We start from the raw sequence: 17,027 nt of genomic DNA, 5'->3' as shown, positions 1-17,027 counted from the left end.
CATGATCGGAAATGGAGTGCCCGACGGCACTTTCTTGAAGGAAGCAATGCGCGGCAAGGGCTTTGGCCTGCAACCAGCGCAAAGCAGCACAGAGAAAGCGACGCGAGGCATTCCACCCTTCCTGCGGGATTTAATCCGGTTGTGTGCGAACACTGCCGAAAGCGAGGTCACGGAGCGGAGGTAACGCCCACGAACGGCTTTTTCAGGCAGTTTGCAAAAGCAGCCTAAGGCAGTCGCGAAGATGCAGAGTGCGGTCGGTGCCCAGCACAGACCATACCAGCGGGCAGATGGACAGATAGCGGCGCGGACCTGTGCGAAAGCATGGATCGGCAGCAGCCCAGGGGCTTCGCGCCCCGGACGACGTCTGAACAGATGCAGCAAGCACAAGTCGCTCGGCAAGCGAAGGTGTATCGGACGATGGAAGGCCCGCAACGGTCGGCCACGAAAGAAGAGCCCGAGCAGTCGCGAAGCAAGAAAGCCAATGCGGACGTAGAATGGGGGCCAGCAGCGATGCTGACCCCCATTTGCCGTCATACCAGCAGCGCACAAGGCGTCGGCCAAAACCTTTGCGTCACTTCACGTCGATCTGTCCGCGCACCGCGCCCTTCGGGAAATCAGCGGTGTGAACGTTGACGTAGTAGTCTTTTGGCGCAGCCAGAATCTTTTTCAGCAGTTCCGGCTCCATCGCGATGCAACTGTCGCTGTCCTTGCCGGTCACCTCCAGCGTCGCCACAGGCTTTCCGTCGCTTCCCGCTGCACCTTCATGGACGTGTGCCATGGTCGGTTTTTCGATCTTCTCGGCCCACAGCGTAAAGCAGAAGTCGCCGGATTCGTCATCGACCTCTGCCTTGAAGCCGCCAATGCCATCGGCGTCGCCCCCGTCCGTCTCCGCCGCACCAGACAATGTTGCCGTGATTACTGCGGGCTTGGCCTGAACCGCCTGCGGCACCAATAGCATCACTACCGGCGCGAGCGCGAAAATCGCCTTTGTCATCGAAGTGTCTCCCTGACTTGCAGGAACTCGGGAAAAAACCGCGCCCTGCGCGATCCTCCATACAGCATCAATGGGGTCAGGTGAATTGATCGCGCGCAAGCCGATCAGGTGCAGGGATATGTTCCGCCGTTTCCGGTTACGCCGGGCGTGAGATTGCGCTGATCACGGATGAGAAAGGCGCCTTCCTTGTGCAAGGTCCTGTCACCGACGAACATATCGCCAAACAAGCCCGCGTATTCGTAGAAGACTTCCACAAACATGACTGAACTTCCGGTGGCCGCCGTGACCTGAGTAGGGCCATTGCCCATTCCAGCGAGCACTTCCCCCGTCAGGCCATTGCGGTCACCATCGTTCCCATATGCAGATTCACGGTCCAAATTTCCGTAACACCGCTGCCAATGGATGTACTGCTTGCCGCTGGCACCGTCCCGTTCAAGACTGGACAGGATGACCCGTCCGCGCGTCTGGAATTCCAGTCCGGCAGCCTGTTCCTGCGCCCCGCGCATCACCTCGTTGATATCAGTCTCGCTCACCGTGGGCGTAATCACGCTGTTGTCGGTCTGGCCAATGCGCGAAGCGTTGTCGGCCAGCGAAAGCGCGATCTCGCTCATTTTCATGTCTACACTGTTGAAATACGCGAGTTCGATGCCATAGAGTGCAATAGACAAAATGAACGGCGTGACGATCGCAAATTCGATCACTGAGACGCCCGACGTATCATGCAACAGCCGTTGGGCCAGCCGGGACATGGTAGGTTTGGCCAGCATTGTCAGCAACTCCCCGGCGTCGATGCGTAGCTACCCTCTTGCAAAGCAAAGGGCTGATTACGCTTCACTGCGGTTGACGTAATTTCACGGCGTGACCAGTTGATCGGCACCAGCGGCACTGCAAAAACAGGGTCATAAGCAACAGTGACGGTGTAGACGATGACATCGTTCGCCCCGCCGTTACCATCTTCACCAAGATCTTCATCCCAGCGCCCGTTCCCGTTGAGATCGGTAAAGGTTTCGCCTTCAGAGCATTCACCATCGCCATTTCCATCGTCGAGATCCTCGCCTTTGTTGGCGTTGGTGAAATCGAAATAGCTCTTGCGTGTCGATGAAACGGTTGCCTTGGGCAGCACCTTCGTGATCGTCTTCTTCACCAGACCATCGGCCAGGGTAGTGTCGCCTGTTTCAAGCGACGAATCCCGCGCAGCCTTTTCCACTGCCCCGTCCAGAACGCCTTTGGCATAGACCATCTGCCCAAGATCAAGGCAGCCAATGATGACCATGAGAAACACTGGTGCAACCAGCGCAAACTCGATAGTCGTCACGCCGCGCCGGTCGGTGCACAGCCTTCGCGCCGTGACGTTGAGGCCTTGGGAAATGGGTTGAGGCCAACGCATCACTGATAGATCCGAAGCTCGCCGACGTTCTTGGCAATTTCCTGAAACGCAGTGTTGAGCTGTGTGGCATTGGTGGCAAGGTACGAGCTGTTGCTCGATGCACAATAGGTCAGATCCTCGGTGAGTGACGATGCAAAAGCGATCACCCAAACGCGGAACCCCTTGGCCTTGGCCGCATCACAAAGAGCTCGAAAACGCGCGGTATGACGTGTGCTGTGCGACGAGTTTCCGTCGTCCGTGACACGACGGTCATGCCACTCAATCCCGTAGGCGGACTGGATTGAAATGCTTGGCGCCATTTCGCCGTCGGTCATGAAGATGATGTGGCGCGAAACCTTGCCACCATTGCTCGGCTGGATGTTCACGGTATTCTGCCAAGGGCCAGTCGGCGAACTGAGTCGGAGGCCCCAAATCATGCCAATGTCATGATAAGTCGATCCAGTAGCGCTGAGAGAGTCTGTATAGGTGTTAAACTCGGACTGGCTCATCGTGTTAAGCAACTTTGCCTTCTGCGGGCAATAGGAGCCTGCCTTGCCGCCACGCGTGGTTTCCGCCGAACTTGTAAGATCGCCTCTACTGTTTACACGGTAATATGCCAATTCAGGCCACATAGGCGCCCACTTTGTGCTTTCATCATCAACATCTGGCAAGGAATCAATATCCAAGTCTTTTGCATCTGAAGGAGTCATTCCCAGTAAGTTAGAATAGCTAAAAGAGCTTGCACTATCAGTCTCACGTTCTTCAATACACCCGCCCCAAGTATAATTTACTAACGAGGCATTTTCACCGTTATTAACGGATGATGACACAAATGTCTTATATATACTTGTGTCATAATTTACATTTTTATAGGCCCACCTACTGAACTCCTGCCGCGTACGAGTTTCATATACAGGTTCAGAAGTGGCATACTGATACGTATAGAATACACGAGTTGACTGATATGACATTACATACCAATCTCCACTTGATTTTTCACAGACATATCGCGTACGCTTCTGAGGTTGATTGGTTCGATTTGAAACGACCCTCTGCCCATCTTCATTAGTATATTCGTCTGGCGTATACGTTACATCTCCATAGTTTTGCCAAGAACCATCATCTGGCATATTATTTTCACAATTTCTCTTCTTACTGTATTTTGTGTTGCTGTGCTTTGTTGTTTGACCATTATTTTCCTCACTATAGTTTTGCTCAGAAGTATATACAGGCTCAGACCATCCAACAAATACTTGCTCAGAAATATTGTTATAAACAGGTTCACGAGACTGAATTGCCCAGCTATCAACAATATAGCGCGGATCGAGATCGTATATCAAATTCCCGACATTAACGGACGAACTGTAAGGCACGAACGAATAGCGTATGCGCGCATTCGATCCGGTCGTAGCCGTGGAAACGGTTGTATAAAAGTTCTTCATCGCCGTGCGCAGCGCTTGAAGGCGCGTCTCGCCAGTGTCGCCAAGCTCCCAGGCCATCGACCCGGTATTGTCGAGAACCATGGTGATATCGCTGTTGCCGACACCCATGGTGGCCTTGCACGAAACCGACACATCAATCTCTTCATAGCCCAGCATGTTCATGACCGCAGTCTGAACCTTGGTCGTCGCGGTGCCGTGGATCATGTTGCCATTATCGGGCGAACTGGTGACGAACGTCGTATCTTCCGCACCAAGGTCGCCCTGCACGAAGTTCGTGTTGAAATAGGTTGCTGCCTGCGCCTTCTCGGGGTTTCCATACCCCCCCGTCGTCACCGCGCGCCGCCCCGCCAACGTGGCAGCATCGCAAGCCGACTGCAAACGGTTACGCGCCTTGTAGACACGGTTGATGTCCAGCCCGCCGCCGATCAATGCAATGATCACCGGCACGCTCACAGCGGCGATCGGCAGGACACTGCCGGCCGTGCTGGTACGAAGACGTGATAGGAACCCTGACATTTCGCTCAGTCTGCCTTCTGGTGCTGACAACTGTGCCAGAAGCGACCTTCCCGGTTTCCAGAATCCTAATGTTATTTAAAATTCACCTATATGTTATTATTTTTTAATAAGCAAAGGTCCTAATTGCCATCGCTGCCGATATTAACCGTCATATTCGTCATCAAATGCCTTCCAACCGCGATTCCTCACGCTGTCAGCATGTTCTGAGTGAAGTGGTGGATGCGGAATCTGTTTACCATGTTTGGAAACCGAGAATCGCACAGGCGCTGATTGCTGATACCACGGCCCTTCCGCCGGATGCTCACGCCGCTGAAAGAAGCCGACCTCGCGCAAGTGCGGATCGTCCATCACGTCACCCAGATCGCGCACGGCTTGCGCCGGAATCTGCGCTTCATGGCACCGCCGCAACAACTCAGCCGTCGTGAACGCAGGCGTGAACCGCGCGATACCACGGTATATCCGCGCCAGCCCAGACTTCCGCTCTTGCGGTGTGCCAAGACCATTCCCAGCCAGAAAATCGGGCTGGCCCAGCAGTGCAAACATCCGCTGCACTGCGCCATCATCATAAGTAACGATACTGATATGGCCGTCCGCCGTAGGATAAGGCTGGCGATCAGGGTCTATCTGGCGAAAATAGCCGACAGGCGCATTGGGCGGATCGAAGCTCAGCCCGCTCAGATGTTCGAGCAGCATGAAGCTGGAGAACACCTCGAACATCGGCACTTCCACATGCTGCCCCTCGCCCGTACGCTGCTTGTGAACCACGGCGGCCAGCGTAGCATAGGCGGCGTGCAGCCCCGCCACCTTGTCGGCAATCAGCGAGGGCAAGTAGCGCGGAGCGGGATTGCCATCGACGCGCGGCAACAGCGTGGTCGTACCCGTTGCAGCCTGAATCACGTCGTCATAAGCCTGCAGATCGGCATAGGGGCCGTCCTGCCCAAAGCCGACGCAGTGGACATAGATCAGCCCCGGATTGATCGCTTTCAGGCTCTCATAATCCAGCCCGATCCGCTCAAGCGCCTTCCCACGCACATTGACCACGAAAACGTCTGCGTCGCGCAACAGCCCCAATATGACCTCACGGTCAGCCTCGGCCTTCAGATCCAGCGCTACAGACTTCTTGCCCCGATTGAGCGCCATCCACGCTGGAGCCATGCCCGGCGTTACCGCCGCCTTGCCTGACCAGCGGAACGCATCTCCTGCCCCCGGCGACTCCACCTTGATCACATCAGCCCCAAGATCGGCCAGAATCTGCGTGGCATAAGGCCCAAACACCACCGTGGTGAGATCCACCACGCGAATGCCATCAAGCATGACCGGCTTTTCGCTCATCCGAATGTCCTCAGGCAAAAATGAAGGTGTTGCGTTTGTCGCCGGGCGTCACGTCCACTGCGCGGCCCAACGGGTCTTCTGCAAGCGCTGCCACGATCACGGCAGTCTCACGGCTCATGGCGATGAAACGTCCGCCTTTTTCCAGTTCACCGATCACAATGACTTGTTCGGGCACGCCCTTGGCATAGCTTACCGTATAGGTCCCGATCCGTCCCCTGCCCTCAGCAACGCGCGCGGATGCAGCTATGGGCGCGGCATCCAGGAAGGCTTGCACCGCTGCACTCTCGCACCCCGGCCAGGCACGCGGCACGGTGGAAAGCACTGCCGCACCATACTTCGACTGGAAGCCACCGTTCAGGCCAATCAAACCAAAGCTGCCCGGCGAATCGCGCAACCGCTCAACCATCGTGGCAAAGGCGTGCATCGAATAGTTGTTCCCTGCCCCGCCAAAATAGGGCAGCCCGCCTGTTACCGTCAGTCCGCGAGGGTCATCGGGAGCAAGCCCCAACCCGTCGATCGCGGCTGTGAATACCGGCACCGGAAAGCAGGAGTAAAAGTCAAACGCAGTCATCTGGTCCGCAGACTTGCCCGCCGTGGCCAAAGCCGAAGCAATCGCCGCATTTGCCGCCGGATAGCCGCCGATGTCTGGCCGGTCGAGGATCTCCCGCTCGTTCGCCAGCGCCGCCCCGTGCAGATAGATCCAGCGGTCTTCGGGTACGCCTGCTGCCCGCGCGGCATCCACCGACATGACCACCAGCGCCGCCGCCTGATTGACCTGATCACGCGAAACCAGCTTCAGCGGATAAGGGTCGGCAATCATCCGATTACGCTCACCGGGCGTGGCGATCTCCTCCGCGCTCATCGGCGCAACAGTGGCAGCGCTATAGGGGTTGCGCGCCGCCACTTCTGTAAACGGCGCAAATAGCTGCCCCATTTCCAGCGCATAGTCCGCCTGCGACAGCCCCAGCTTCCCCCGCCGCGCATTCTCGCAAAGGGCATAGGCGGTGACTGGCGCCCGAATGCCATGGGCTATGCTGACGGGTGAAAGCGTGCCTTCAAAGCCCATGCCCTTGTCAATCCACTCGGCACCGACTGCCTCTGGATCGTCGCTTTCGGCCCAGTCGCGCGTCTCACCTTTGGCCACGAGATGGCGCACGGTGGAAATGGCTTCGCTGCCAAACATCAGCGCCGCAGGAATCTCACCCCGCGCTATCCTTCCACCAAGGTCTGCCAGCAAAGCCAGTGGCGATTGCCCGCCCACCTTCTCAAGGATCGCAACCGACGGAACGATCCCCAGCCGCCGCGCCACCGCCAAGGGCATCCGCTCGGCCCGCCCGAACGGCACTTGCATCGCGCCGGATTCCTCGAAAGTGCGGATAGCGCCCACGGCCTTGATCAATGGCGTGACAGCCGCAACAGCACCAGTATCAGCCAACGCTGCGGTTGCCGCCCGCGCCGACAGGTCGGCAAAGGATAACCCGGCATAATCAGGGGCGTCGATCCGCTCTACAAACTGGCCGACGCCTACAAGCACTGGCGTGAAATCAGACATTCAATGTGTCCCGCACAGGTGTTCGGGTAGTTCGCGTCTGCGCCATCAGTGCTCGCGCGCCGGTTGCCATGTGTTGCCGCAAAAAACGGCTGGCGGCGCTTGCATCAGTATAGCCCAGCCGATGCGACAGTTCGGTCAGGTTGGGCCGGCGCGCTGTGCGAAAATATTCATCTGCCGTCTGCTTGCGCACCTGTTCCAGGATCATCGCAAATGTCGTGCCCCGCTCCGCCAACCGCCGTTGCAGGCTTTGCGTTGATAGTCCGGCCAGGCTGGCAACATGCGGCAGGTTTGCGCGCCGCTCGATCAGGTTGCTGGCGATGAAATAGCGCACTTGCTGCACCAGATCACCGGGCCATTCGCTCTCTGCCTGCGCCAATTGTTGCTCAAGGAACTGGCGCATATTGGGGTTCCCGCGCGATGACGCACGGTGCAGATCCGATTTTCGGAAAACCAGTGCACACCGATCTGAATCAAACTCGATCGGGCATCGGAACGCAGCCTGCAAATAGCGGTCGCAAGGCGGCGCAGGATGATCAAGCTCCAACCGAATGGGCATCCATTCCTCGCCCAGCATCATGCGCGCGATGCGCACCTGAAGCGTCAGCGTCGCTTGCAAAAACTGCGAACCTCCATAGCGCGCAGGAACCATCAGCACATGGCGGAACGCCGCTTCGTGTCCGGTAATATCCGTGCTTGATCGCATCGCCGCGCTTTCAAGATGCATGTACCGCCGCGTCAGCCGGGTTGCTTCGTCCAGCGTGGAGCAGTGATCCCACAACTGGCTAACCGGGCCGAACCCTCGCACATTGCACCACATCGAAAACGCCACGCCAAGGTCTGCGCGGTCCGAGGCGATTGCGGCCACTTGCAACACATCAACCTGCACACTGGCAGGCAACCATTCAACACTGTGCGCCTGTTCGACATAGGCGAATAGCTCAGACGGACAAACCTGACGCAAGTCTATCCCCGCTACTTCCGCAAATCGGGTGAACTGCCGCATGGCACTGGCATGGGCGAGGCCGGTCTCTGGGTCATTCATGATGCGATTGGACAATAGTGCGACATGATCCGTCAAGATCAATTAATCGATTAAACGCAAATTGCCCCGCGTGATGTTGCGCTCTCCCGCCCCTCGATGATCTTCCTGTGTCAGTGTCAGAGACGCGCAGTATCAGCTGTCCGACCGGCTATACGCCGATCTGCGAACCACGGCCCGATCCGCCGCACCGCTTCTTGCACCAGCGGCGTGGAAACCGCAAAACTGAAGCGGATGAAGCGTCGACCGTTCACGGGGTCAAAATCGATCCCCGGCGCAGTCGCAACCCCCGTATCGCGCAACAACGCCTCACACAGGGCAAGGCTGTCGTCGGTAAACTCGCTGGCATCGGCATAGATATAGAACGCACCATCAGGCGGCGCGATGCGGCCAAGGCCCATCTGCGGCAAAGCCTCAAGCAGGATCGTCCGGTTGCGCGCATAGACATCCACATGCCTGTCCAGTTCCTCGCGGCATTCAAAGGCCATCAATCCGGCCTTTTGCGCCAGCACCGGCGGCGTCAGGAAAAGGCTCCCCATCCGCGCGCGCGCTGCATCAATCAGCACAGGCGGCACCACCAGCCAGCCCAGACGCCAACCTGCCATGCTGAAATACTTGGAGAATGAATTGACGATCACGGCATCGGGCAGAAACTCCAGCATCGACGCCGCCTTCGCGCCATAGCTCAGCCCATGATAGATCTCGTCCGAGACCACCCTGATGCCCTTGCTGCGGCAAACTTCGGCAATCGCCGCCAGTTCAGCGGGTTCGATGATCGTGCCCGTCGGATTGGCTGGGCTGGCCACAATCAGCCCGTCAGGCACCGGATCAAGCGCATCAACCGCCGCCGCTGTCACCTGAAACCGCTCGTCCGGTCCGCATTCCATCTCGACCGGCTCAAGATACATCGCCTTCAAGGTGTTGCGATAGGCCACGTATCCGGGCCGTGCCAGCGCCACCCGCGCGCCGGGCCGGAACAGACACGAAAGCGCCATCACGAACGCCGGAGATGCCCCGCACGTCAGGATCACCTGCTCGCGCTCAACCCCCACACCGTAATTCTCGGCATAGCCCTGCGCAATCCGATCCTTCAGCGGAACGCTCTCCCAATAGCCCATCGCCTCGCTGTCGAGCACCTCGTGCGCCAGCGCGATGGCTCTGACAGGCGCGCCGGTGGAAGGCTGGCCGAACTCCATGTGGATCACGCTGCCCCCCGCCGCCTCCAGATCATGTGCGAGACGGCTGATGGCAATGGCGTGAAACGGTTCAACTTGAGCGATCATTCCATCGGCCTAGTTGCCGCCGAAACAAGTTGCAAGGTCGGCGGCAGGGCCGATAACCTGCGCGCCGATGCAGCGCCTCAAACTCAAGATCCAGCTCTACTGCGGCGATGAAATCGCCATGGGTCCGGGCAAGGCCGACTTGCTTGATGCTATCATCCACGCAGGCTCAATCTCCGCCGCTGCCCGCCAAATGGACATGAGCTACCGCCGAGCATGGCTGCTGGTAGACACCATGAACCGTTGTTGGCGTGAACCGCTGGTCGAAACCACACCCGGCAGTGCCAAGGGCGGTGGGGCGAAAGTGACCGCGTTTGGTCAGGAGGTGCTGATGCACTACCGCAACTTGCAGGCAAAGCTGCAAGGAACCTCAGATGGCCCGGACTACAGCGCCCTGGCCAAAGCGATGCTTGCAGAGCCAAAGGTTAGTCAAAAGGCCTAGGCATCCGATCAGGAGTTTGGCTTTCGCATTTCAGGGTCTTTGCACTTTGGCCTTAATAGCTGGTGGCTTCCTCACCACGCAGTTCGGCCAATTGCGCATCACTGCGCGGCAGCACGCCAATGCCGCCAACAGTGCGCCGGTCGAGATCTGCCACCACAGTTCCCGGGCTGGTGCGCATCAGTGTGCGCAAATGTTGTACGCGCAGCACCGCCATCGCCACGCCCAGTGTGGCGACTGCAACTGAAAGCCGCCATATCTGGAACTCACCACTATCGATCGTTGACAGAAATTCCGCAAAGCACAGCCAGACGGCCACAGCGCCCAGTAATTCCGTCGCTCGTTGGCGCGGAGCGGCCAGCAGGATCGAGCATGTCAGCAAGAATGCCCCGATGCCGGACGACACGGGTGTCAGAAAATCACTGACATAGCCGAGGCCAAGCGCGAGTGCGGTGATCACCGCAACCACACGTGCTTTGCGAGAGATCTGTTCAGGGGTCAGTTTGTCGAGTGGGCTTTGCATAGCGCTTGCATATCGGTCAGCGTCTCAACAATTCGTTACGTGGTATTTCCTAATGCCAGAGCGTTCCGATAATCTGAATGATTACAAACCAAAGCCCGATCGACAGGATCAATGGCAGCCCAAGCCGCACCCAGCCTGACGCCTTGCGCCGCTGCGAATCACCCCCATCGACAACGGGTTGAAGCCGGGCAAGCTCGCGTTGCAGCGCATGAACCGGCGAATCGATAGGCGCCTCCGCCTCGTCTGCAAGGCGTGGCGCGGTCCCTTCAGGCAGCAGCCTTTCGGATGTGTGCAAGGGCGGCGGTTGGGACAAAGCAGGTGTTCTGGACATGGCTTCGCGTTTTTGCATGAGCATTGGTCCAGCAACACTGCCCGCAAATCCTCAACGCATTCGGCTGCACCGACTAAGCACTATCGCCTATCATCCCCGCTGCGCCCGCTCCAGCGGCTCCCCTCGCACCGGATACCCCAAATTGTCAGGGATCATCAGCCACGGCTTGCCCTCGTGCTGCTCCATGAACGGACTGATTGTCGCGACCGGCGTCACCTCCGCATGAGCCCGCGTTTCCTCAAATGTGGTGAACTGGGCCAACCGCTCAAGATTGAGGCGTGTGGGGAAGATGATCTTGATCTTGCCTTCCGCCGCCAGATCGAGCGCGCCGCGCGCACTTGCCCAGAACATGTGTCGGTTCTCGGTCGCGTCCACTTCAATATCAACCGCCCCAGTGCCCAGATCGGCAAGATAGAAGCGGGTGTCGAAAATTCTTTCAGTTCGGTGTTTTGGCCACCATCGCGCAAACGCTATCAGTCGTTCGGGCGCGAGCGACCATCCATATGCGTCAAGCACGCTGCCCAGATCGCCCAATGAAATCAGCATTCGGCGCGCCTCAGCCGCAATCGCGCCATCGACCACGCCTTCGATCCCCACGACTAGCCCGGTCTCCTCCAGCGTTTCACGCACCGCAGCCACCCGCGCGGCCAGATCGTCAAGGTCAGCGCCATCCCCGGCGATGCGCGCGGCCAGTTCGCGATCAGCAGGGTCGACCTTGCCCCCCGGAAACACCGTGGCGCCGCCCGCGAACACCAGGCTGGCATTGCGCTCCACCATCAGGATCTGCGCAGGTCCACCTTCAGGATCGCGCCGAAAAATGACAGTCGTGGCTGCCGGGACCGTATTTGCCAGCCAGTTCTCCGGCTCTATGTCATGCGTTTCCATTACACTTGCACCATGGTCCAGCGCGGATCGATTGCCAAGCCCGCCACTTATGTCGGATGAATTTACAACTCGCGCCGGATGGATCAGGCGAAAATTACGAAAACCTCATGTTTTTAGTTACTTGACTCTTCTGGCACGATGCCTGCATTATCTTACGTGTCCCGAAGAGTAGTTCTTCTCGAGGCGGAGCCAGTCCCCCCGGTCTCCCATGGCTCCGCCTCTCCCGGGACTTTCCCACGCGCTGAACCAAAAAAAGACGCAACCGGCATTTTGCCGACCGCGCCCTGATCTTGCCAAAAGGCGGCAGAACCCTGCCGCCTCTCAAATTGTCCGTCAGGCCGCCTTCACGCCTGAATCTTCCATGACCTGCTGCAATTCGCCGGCCTGGAACATCTCCATCATTATATCCGATCCACCAACGAATTCGCCCTTCACGTAGAGCTGCGGGATCGTCGGCCAGTCCGAGAACGCCTTGATGCCGCTGCGGATTTCCATGTCCTGCAAAACATCAACGGTGGAGTACTCCACGCCCAGATGCTCAAGGATGGCAATCGCCTTGCTGGAAAAGCCGCACTGCGGAAACAGTGGCGTGCCCTTCATGAACAGGACGACGTCATTGCCATTGACGATTTCGGAGATGCGCTGGTCGGTCGACATGGGGAAGGTGTTCCTTTCCGCTCTCAATTGGGAACGGCAGTGGTCAGTTGCAAGGCATGAAGCTCGCCACCCATGCGCCCGCCGAGCGCTTCGTAAACGAGCTTGTGCTGCTTTACGCGCGCCATTCCGGCAAAGCTGGCCGAAACCACGCGCGCGGCATAGTGATCGCCGTCGCCTGCCAGATCGGTGATCTCCACCTCGGCATCAGGCAAGGCCGCGCGGATCATCGCCTCGATTTCCGCTGCAGGCATCGCCATCAGGGTTCGCCCATCAGCTGGCGACGCGCATCGACAGACTTCGCGTCAAGCGCGGTGCGGATTTCCGCTTCATCGGTCTCAATACCTGCAGAGGTCAGATCGCCCAGCAGCTTGCGGACCACGTCTTCGTCACCCGCTTCTTCAAAATCGGCCTGCACGACGGACTTGGCATAGGCTTCGGTCTCGGCCGCATCCAGGCCCATACGCTCCGCCGCCCACACGCCCAGCAGGCGGTTGCGCCGCGCGTGAACGCGGAACATCATTTCCTCGTCGCGGGCGAACTTGGCCTCGAAAGCCTTCTCGCGGTCGTCGAATGTGGTCATGGTGCATGGAATCCTTGTTGAATGCCTTGATCAGCCGATAATCAGCAGAACGCCGCGCCGCAAGGGACCACAAAAAGAAACGTGATGCGAGTCCTTCTCAATTCGGTCTACGCCGAATGTCCAGCAGCACGCCTCCCTGCGCGTTCACCTCGCAGGTAAAATTGTCGCCACTACGCAGTGTGCCGGACACGCGGTATCCGCTGCCATTGCGCGTGGCATCATAGATCTCGTCGATCTCATCCCTGCGCGAAGCTTCGGTCACGCAATTATCAACCGCGCCATCAAGTCCACGCGTGGCCGTGCCACGGCTATCTTGCGGATAGCCCTGCCCATCGCCAACTTGTCCGCTATAGCCCGGCCCGCTGCCCTGCCAGTCCTGCACGCGACCGTCGCTGCGCCACTCATCCTGACGCGGTGGTTGGTAGCGATAGCCATCATCCTGTGGCAGGTTATCTCGCGGAATGGTGCGCTGGTTACGGTTGGCGTTGCTGGCGGCGCTGGCAATCGCGGCAATGCCGCCGATGATCAGAATGCCAGCCAGCACATCGCCACCGTCGATCCCGCGATCACGGTGCCAACCGCGCCCGCCCCAGCCGCCGCCACCCCAGCCAGGCCGCGCTTCGGCTGCCAAAGGCAAAAGCGCAGTCGCCACGCCGGCTGCGGTCACTGCGATCCTTGAAAAGCGTCCTGCCATGCTAAATTCCCTTCCCATCCCTTCACCCGGCTAGGCGGTTCAGGCTTTCCGAGGCCTGAACCGCCCGCCCCCGTAAGTCCTCACCGATCAGAGGCCACGAATGCCGCTGTAGTCGAGGTGGACGATCCGCCCACGTTCGATCCTGCACTTGAACGAGCCGCTGTCATAGCCGCGGAGCGAGGTGTTCCAGCCGCGATAGTCGTTGTTCCAGCCTCGGCCATAACGGGCATCGCCATCGCGCCAGTCCCGTCCGCGCGAGTTCACGGCAATCCGTCCGCGTACTTCATAGCCGTAGCGGGTGTTGCGTACATCGCGAACGTCAGTCACATCTGCCCGGCCATAGCTTACACGTCCGGCGTTGCGCTCTGCGGCCTGAACGCACTGCGCCACCGCCGCGCGTGGATCGATGCGGCCAAACCGGCCATCGTTCCAGCCATCGCGTCCGCGCCAATCGTTCCCGCCATAACCGATCCGGTCATAGCTGTTCCGATCATTGTTGCTGCTGGCCGCCGCAATCGCGGCAATGCCGCCGATCACCAGCGCGCCTGCAATAATGTCACCACCATCGATTCCGCCGCGATTGTCACGCGCAACTGCCGGGGTGGCCGAAGACACCGCAACCGCAGCGGCGGCAACGGTTCCGACGAGGGCCTTGGAGAATGTCTTCATGGCTTCAATCCTTCATCCGTGACGGGCCTTTCCCGCCACACATGAAGGTTTGCCTGATTCGGCGTGAGATCGTGCTGAACCGGCATGACAGCCATTGTTCATAAAAAGAGACCCTTAGATGAACGAATTCAGTCGCACTCTGCGCCGTCGGGCAACCCTGTCCAATAGGCCAGAAACGCCAGCACATCAGCCCCGCTATCGATCACCTTGTCCACCGGCTTACCCGCGCCGTGCCCCGCGCGCGGCTCCACCCGCAGCAGATGCGGCTTCTCCCCGATCAGCGCAGTCTGCAGCGCCGCCACATATTTGAAGCTGTGCGCAGGCACCACACGGTCATCGTTCTCACCCGTGGTCACAAGGATCGCCGGATAATCCGTGCCGCCTGCGATGTTGTGATAGGGCGAATAACTGCGCAGTGTCCGCCAGTCTTCCTCGCGGTCAGGGCGGCCATAATCATCCACCCAGAATCGGCCTGACGTGAACCGGTCGAACCGCAGCATATCCATCACACCCACATCAGGATTGGCCGCTGCAAACAGATCGGGCCGCTGGTTGACCACCGCGCCCACCAGCAACCCGCCGTTAGACGATCCCTGCACCGCCAGCCCACCCTTGGCAGCAATGCCTTGAGAAATAAGGTATTCCCCCGCTGCGATGAAATCGTCAAAGCTGTTCTGCTTCTTGTCCCGCCGCCCGGCCTCGTGCCACGCCTTGCCGAACTCGCCTCCACCGCGAATGTTGGCCAGCGCAAACGCCCCGCCCGCTTCCAGCCACGCCATCCGCACCGGCGAATAGCCCGGTGTCAGCGAGATATCGAACCCGCCATAGCCATAGAGTAGTGTCGGCAGCGGCTTGCCCGCCTGCGCCAGACTGCGCTTGCGCACCACATAGAGCGGCACCTTAGTCCCGTCCTTCGACGCAAATTCGCGCTGCTCCACGCTGTAGTCTGCCGGATCGAAGCTCATCTTCGGCACCGCAAATGGCGTAACCGCACCGCTGCGCAGATCCATGCGATAGATCGCAGGCGGCATATTGAAACTGGTGAACTGGTAAAACGTCTCGGCATCGCCGGGCCGTCCGCCAAAGCCGCTGGCGGTGCCAATGCCGTTCAGCGTGATCGCTGTGCCCGGCTGCCCCTTGCGGTCGGTCATCACCGCCACGCTTTGCCCGTCCTTCAGGTAAGACAGCAGGAACCGGTCACCGATCATCCGCGCGCCTTCCAGCGTGTTGCCGCGTTCGGGCACCACCACTTTCCAGCCCAACTTGGGGCGGGCCAGATCGATGCTCACCAGATGGAAATTCGCCGCCCCCCGGTCGGTGAGGAACCACAGCTTGTTGCCCATGCCCGCGACAAGCTTCCAGTGGTCGGCAATCTCGGGCACCAGCGCCTCGGCCTTCCACGCACCATCGCGGCGCGCGTCCAACTGGATCAGATGAACCGCATTGCGCCGGTCGGTGCTGACTTCGCTGACGATCACCGCCCAGCGCCCGTCAGCGGTCACTTGCGCCTTGTGACTCCATTCAGGATGGTCGGGCGTGGCGTGGACCAGTTCATCGCTAGCCTGCCCGCTGCCCACGCGATGGAACCACACCGCCTTGTCGTAGCGCGGCGCACGCGGGTCTTGCCCGGCTTTCGGCTCAGGAAAGCGCGAATAGAGGAAGCCCTCGTCGCCAATCCACGCGATCTCCGTATCATTGGCCCAGCGCACCGGCTCACCCAACACTTTGCCCGTGCCAACCTCGACCACGCGCAAAGTCCGCCAGTCGCTCCCTGCTTCCTGTTCGGCAAAGGCCACGTACTTGCCGCTCGGCGAAGGCTCCCACTGCGCCAGCGCCAGCGTGCTGTCTACGCTCCACGTATTGGGATCGAGCAGCAACCGCTGCTTGCCCGCCACGCCACTGCGCACCCACAGCGCCGACTGGTTCTGCAAGCCGCTGTTGCGCGTGTAGAAATACCGGCTCCCGGCCTTGCGCGGCAGGCCATAGCGTTCGTAGTCGAACAGGCTGCGGATACGCGCCGCAAACTTGTCGCGCTGTGGCAGCTTGGCCAGATAGTCCGCCGAAAGCGCATTCTGCTGCGCCATCCAGCCTGCAACTTTGGGCTCGCTGCGCGGGTCGGCCTCAAGCCAGCGATAGGGATCGGCAACGCGATGACCAAACACTTGTTCGACCAGCCCATCATCGCGCGTTTCAGGATAGGCGCTGCGCGGCAGGACCAGTCGGTTCGGCACCACGGGCTTTTGCGCCGAGCCAGTGGTGACTGCTGGCGACACAGCCGCGGCCGTCTCAGCACCATCGTCCGCGCGCACCGCGCCCGACGCGAAAAGCGCCGTCGCGGCAAGCACGCCCGCAAGGCGCGCACCCATTCTATCCTGCTCCCACATCATCGTTCTCAGTGGCTTAGCACACCCGTCCAACCATGGGGAGATACCCGAATGCCCGTCAGTCCTTCGGCTTCAGCCCCGTCCAGTGCGCCAGAAATGCAAAGACATCCGCCGTCTCTTCGATCTGCTTCGAAACCGGCTTGCCCGATCCATGCCCGGCGCGCGTCTCGATGCGGATCAATTGCGGCTTCGGCCCAAGTCCAGCGGCCTGCAGTGCGGCGGCATATTTGAAGCTGTGTCCCGGCACCACGCGGTCATCGGTATCCGCCGTCGTCACCAGCACCGCCGGATAGGGCGTGCCCTGCTTGACGTTGTGATAGGGCGAATAGGCCCGCAGCACGCGC

General features: G+C 59.5%; 18 protein-coding genes. 1 reads left to right on the top strand and 17 read right to left on the bottom strand.

The annotated features are described in order from the left end of the window. Positions 1–571: 571 nt before the first annotated feature. From B7X90_RS02320 to B7X90_RS02285, 8 genes are all read right to left on the bottom strand, one after another. Positions 572–994: a CHRD domain-containing protein gene (locus B7X90_RS02320; RefSeq protein ID WP_292621323.1), complete on the bottom strand. Its 423-nt coding sequence runs from the start codon at positions 992–994 to the stop codon at positions 572–574. A gap of 104 nt (positions 995–1,098) precedes the next feature. Continuing rightward, positions 1,099–1,761, bottom strand: coding sequence for a pilus assembly protein TadE (locus B7X90_RS02315; protein WP_292621321.1), 663 nt, complete (start codon positions 1,759–1,761; stop codon positions 1,099–1,101). Between the two features lie 2 nt (positions 1,762–1,763). Continuing rightward, positions 1,764–2,381: a TadE/TadG family type IV pilus assembly protein gene (locus B7X90_RS02310; RefSeq protein ID WP_292621319.1), complete on the bottom strand. Its 618-nt coding sequence runs from the start codon at positions 2,379–2,381 to the stop codon at positions 1,764–1,766. After that, the gene (locus B7X90_RS02305; protein ID WP_292621318.1) at positions 2,381–4,318 is read right to left on the bottom strand and encodes a TadE/TadG family type IV pilus assembly protein; all 1,938 of its coding nucleotides are present in this window, start codon (positions 4,316–4,318) and stop codon (positions 2,381–2,383) included. The genes B7X90_RS02310 and B7X90_RS02305 overlap by 1 nt, the downstream gene beginning before the upstream one ends. A gap of 141 nt (positions 4,319–4,459) precedes the next feature. Then, positions 4,460–5,650, bottom strand: coding sequence for a CoA transferase (locus B7X90_RS02300; protein WP_292621317.1), 1,191 nt, complete (start codon positions 5,648–5,650; stop codon positions 4,460–4,462). Between the two features lie 10 nt (positions 5,651–5,660). Further along, the gene (locus B7X90_RS02295; protein ID WP_292621314.1) at positions 5,661–7,202 is read right to left on the bottom strand and encodes an acetyl-CoA acetyltransferase; all 1,542 of its coding nucleotides are present in this window, start codon (positions 7,200–7,202) and stop codon (positions 5,661–5,663) included. Continuing rightward, entirely contained in the window at positions 7,195–8,244 is a 1,050-nt protein-coding gene (locus B7X90_RS02290) for an AraC family transcriptional regulator ligand-binding domain-containing protein (RefSeq protein WP_292621313.1), read from the bottom strand. The genes B7X90_RS02295 and B7X90_RS02290 overlap by 8 nt, the downstream gene beginning before the upstream one ends. A 116-nt stretch (positions 8,245–8,360) precedes the next feature. Further along, positions 8,361–9,524, bottom strand: a complete 1,164-nt coding sequence (locus tag B7X90_RS02285; protein ID WP_292621312.1) for an aminotransferase class I/II-fold pyridoxal phosphate-dependent enzyme — start codon at positions 9,522–9,524, stop codon at positions 8,361–8,363. 67 nt (positions 9,525–9,591) lie between these two features. Here B7X90_RS02285 and B7X90_RS02280 point away from each other — a divergent pair, with 67 nt between their 5' ends. Continuing rightward, on the top strand, positions 9,592–9,963 hold the full coding sequence (locus tag B7X90_RS02280) for a LysR family transcriptional regulator (RefSeq protein ID WP_292621311.1): 372 nt from the start codon (positions 9,592–9,594) through the stop codon (positions 9,961–9,963). A gap of 52 nt (positions 9,964–10,015) precedes the next feature. On the opposite strand, the gene B7X90_RS02275 is transcribed toward B7X90_RS02280, so the two are convergent. The 9 genes from B7X90_RS02275 to B7X90_RS02235 all read right to left on the bottom strand — a co-directional run. Further along, positions 10,016–10,483 carry a hypothetical protein gene (locus tag B7X90_RS02275; protein ID WP_292621309.1) on the bottom strand — a complete coding sequence of 156 codons (468 nt, stop codon included), beginning with the start codon at positions 10,481–10,483 and terminating at the stop codon, positions 10,016–10,018. A 421-nt stretch (positions 10,484–10,904) separates the two neighbouring features. Continuing rightward, entirely contained in the window at positions 10,905–11,699 is a 795-nt protein-coding gene (locus B7X90_RS02270; RefSeq protein WP_292621308.1) for an NUDIX domain-containing protein, read from the bottom strand. Positions 11,700–12,032: 333 nt separating this feature from the next. Beyond that, the gene (gene grxD, locus B7X90_RS02265; protein ID WP_292621307.1) at positions 12,033–12,356 is read right to left on the bottom strand and encodes a Grx4 family monothiol glutaredoxin; all 324 of its coding nucleotides are present in this window, start codon (positions 12,354–12,356) and stop codon (positions 12,033–12,035) included. 23 nt (positions 12,357–12,379) lie between these two features. Further along, positions 12,380–12,613, bottom strand: a complete 234-nt coding sequence (locus B7X90_RS02260) for a BolA family protein (RefSeq protein WP_292621305.1) — start codon at positions 12,611–12,613, stop codon at positions 12,380–12,382. Beyond that, the gene (locus B7X90_RS02255) at positions 12,613–12,936 is read right to left on the bottom strand and encodes a DUF1476 domain-containing protein (RefSeq protein WP_292621304.1); all 324 of its coding nucleotides are present in this window, start codon (positions 12,934–12,936) and stop codon (positions 12,613–12,615) included. Before B7X90_RS02255 ends, B7X90_RS02260 begins: the two co-directional genes overlap by 1 nt. 97 nt (positions 12,937–13,033) lie before the next feature. After that, positions 13,034–13,630: a hypothetical protein gene (locus B7X90_RS02250; RefSeq protein WP_292621303.1), complete on the bottom strand. Its 597-nt coding sequence runs from the start codon at positions 13,628–13,630 to the stop codon at positions 13,034–13,036. A gap of 87 nt (positions 13,631–13,717) precedes the next feature. Then, positions 13,718–14,299 carry a hypothetical protein gene (locus B7X90_RS02245; RefSeq protein ID WP_292621301.1) on the bottom strand — a complete coding sequence of 194 codons (582 nt, stop codon included), beginning with the start codon at positions 14,297–14,299 and terminating at the stop codon, positions 13,718–13,720. Positions 14,300–14,427: 128 nt separating this feature from the next. Further along, the gene (locus B7X90_RS02240; RefSeq protein WP_292621299.1) at positions 14,428–16,665 is read right to left on the bottom strand and encodes a prolyl oligopeptidase family serine peptidase; all 2,238 of its coding nucleotides are present in this window, start codon (positions 16,663–16,665) and stop codon (positions 14,428–14,430) included. Positions 16,666–16,741: 76 nt separating this feature from the next. After that, the coding region (locus B7X90_RS02235) for a prolyl oligopeptidase family serine peptidase (RefSeq protein WP_292621297.1) at positions 16,742–17,027 on the bottom strand (286 nt) is incomplete at its 5' end.

Origin of the sequence: Novosphingobium sp. 17-62-19, assembly GCF_002256775.1 — a bacterium.
In the GTDB taxonomy this organism is placed as follows: domain Bacteria; phylum Pseudomonadota; class Alphaproteobacteria; order Sphingomonadales; family Sphingomonadaceae; genus Novosphingobium.
The sequence above is the reverse complement of the archived record's forward strand: the minus strand, read 5'-3'. Positions and strand labels throughout refer to the sequence as shown.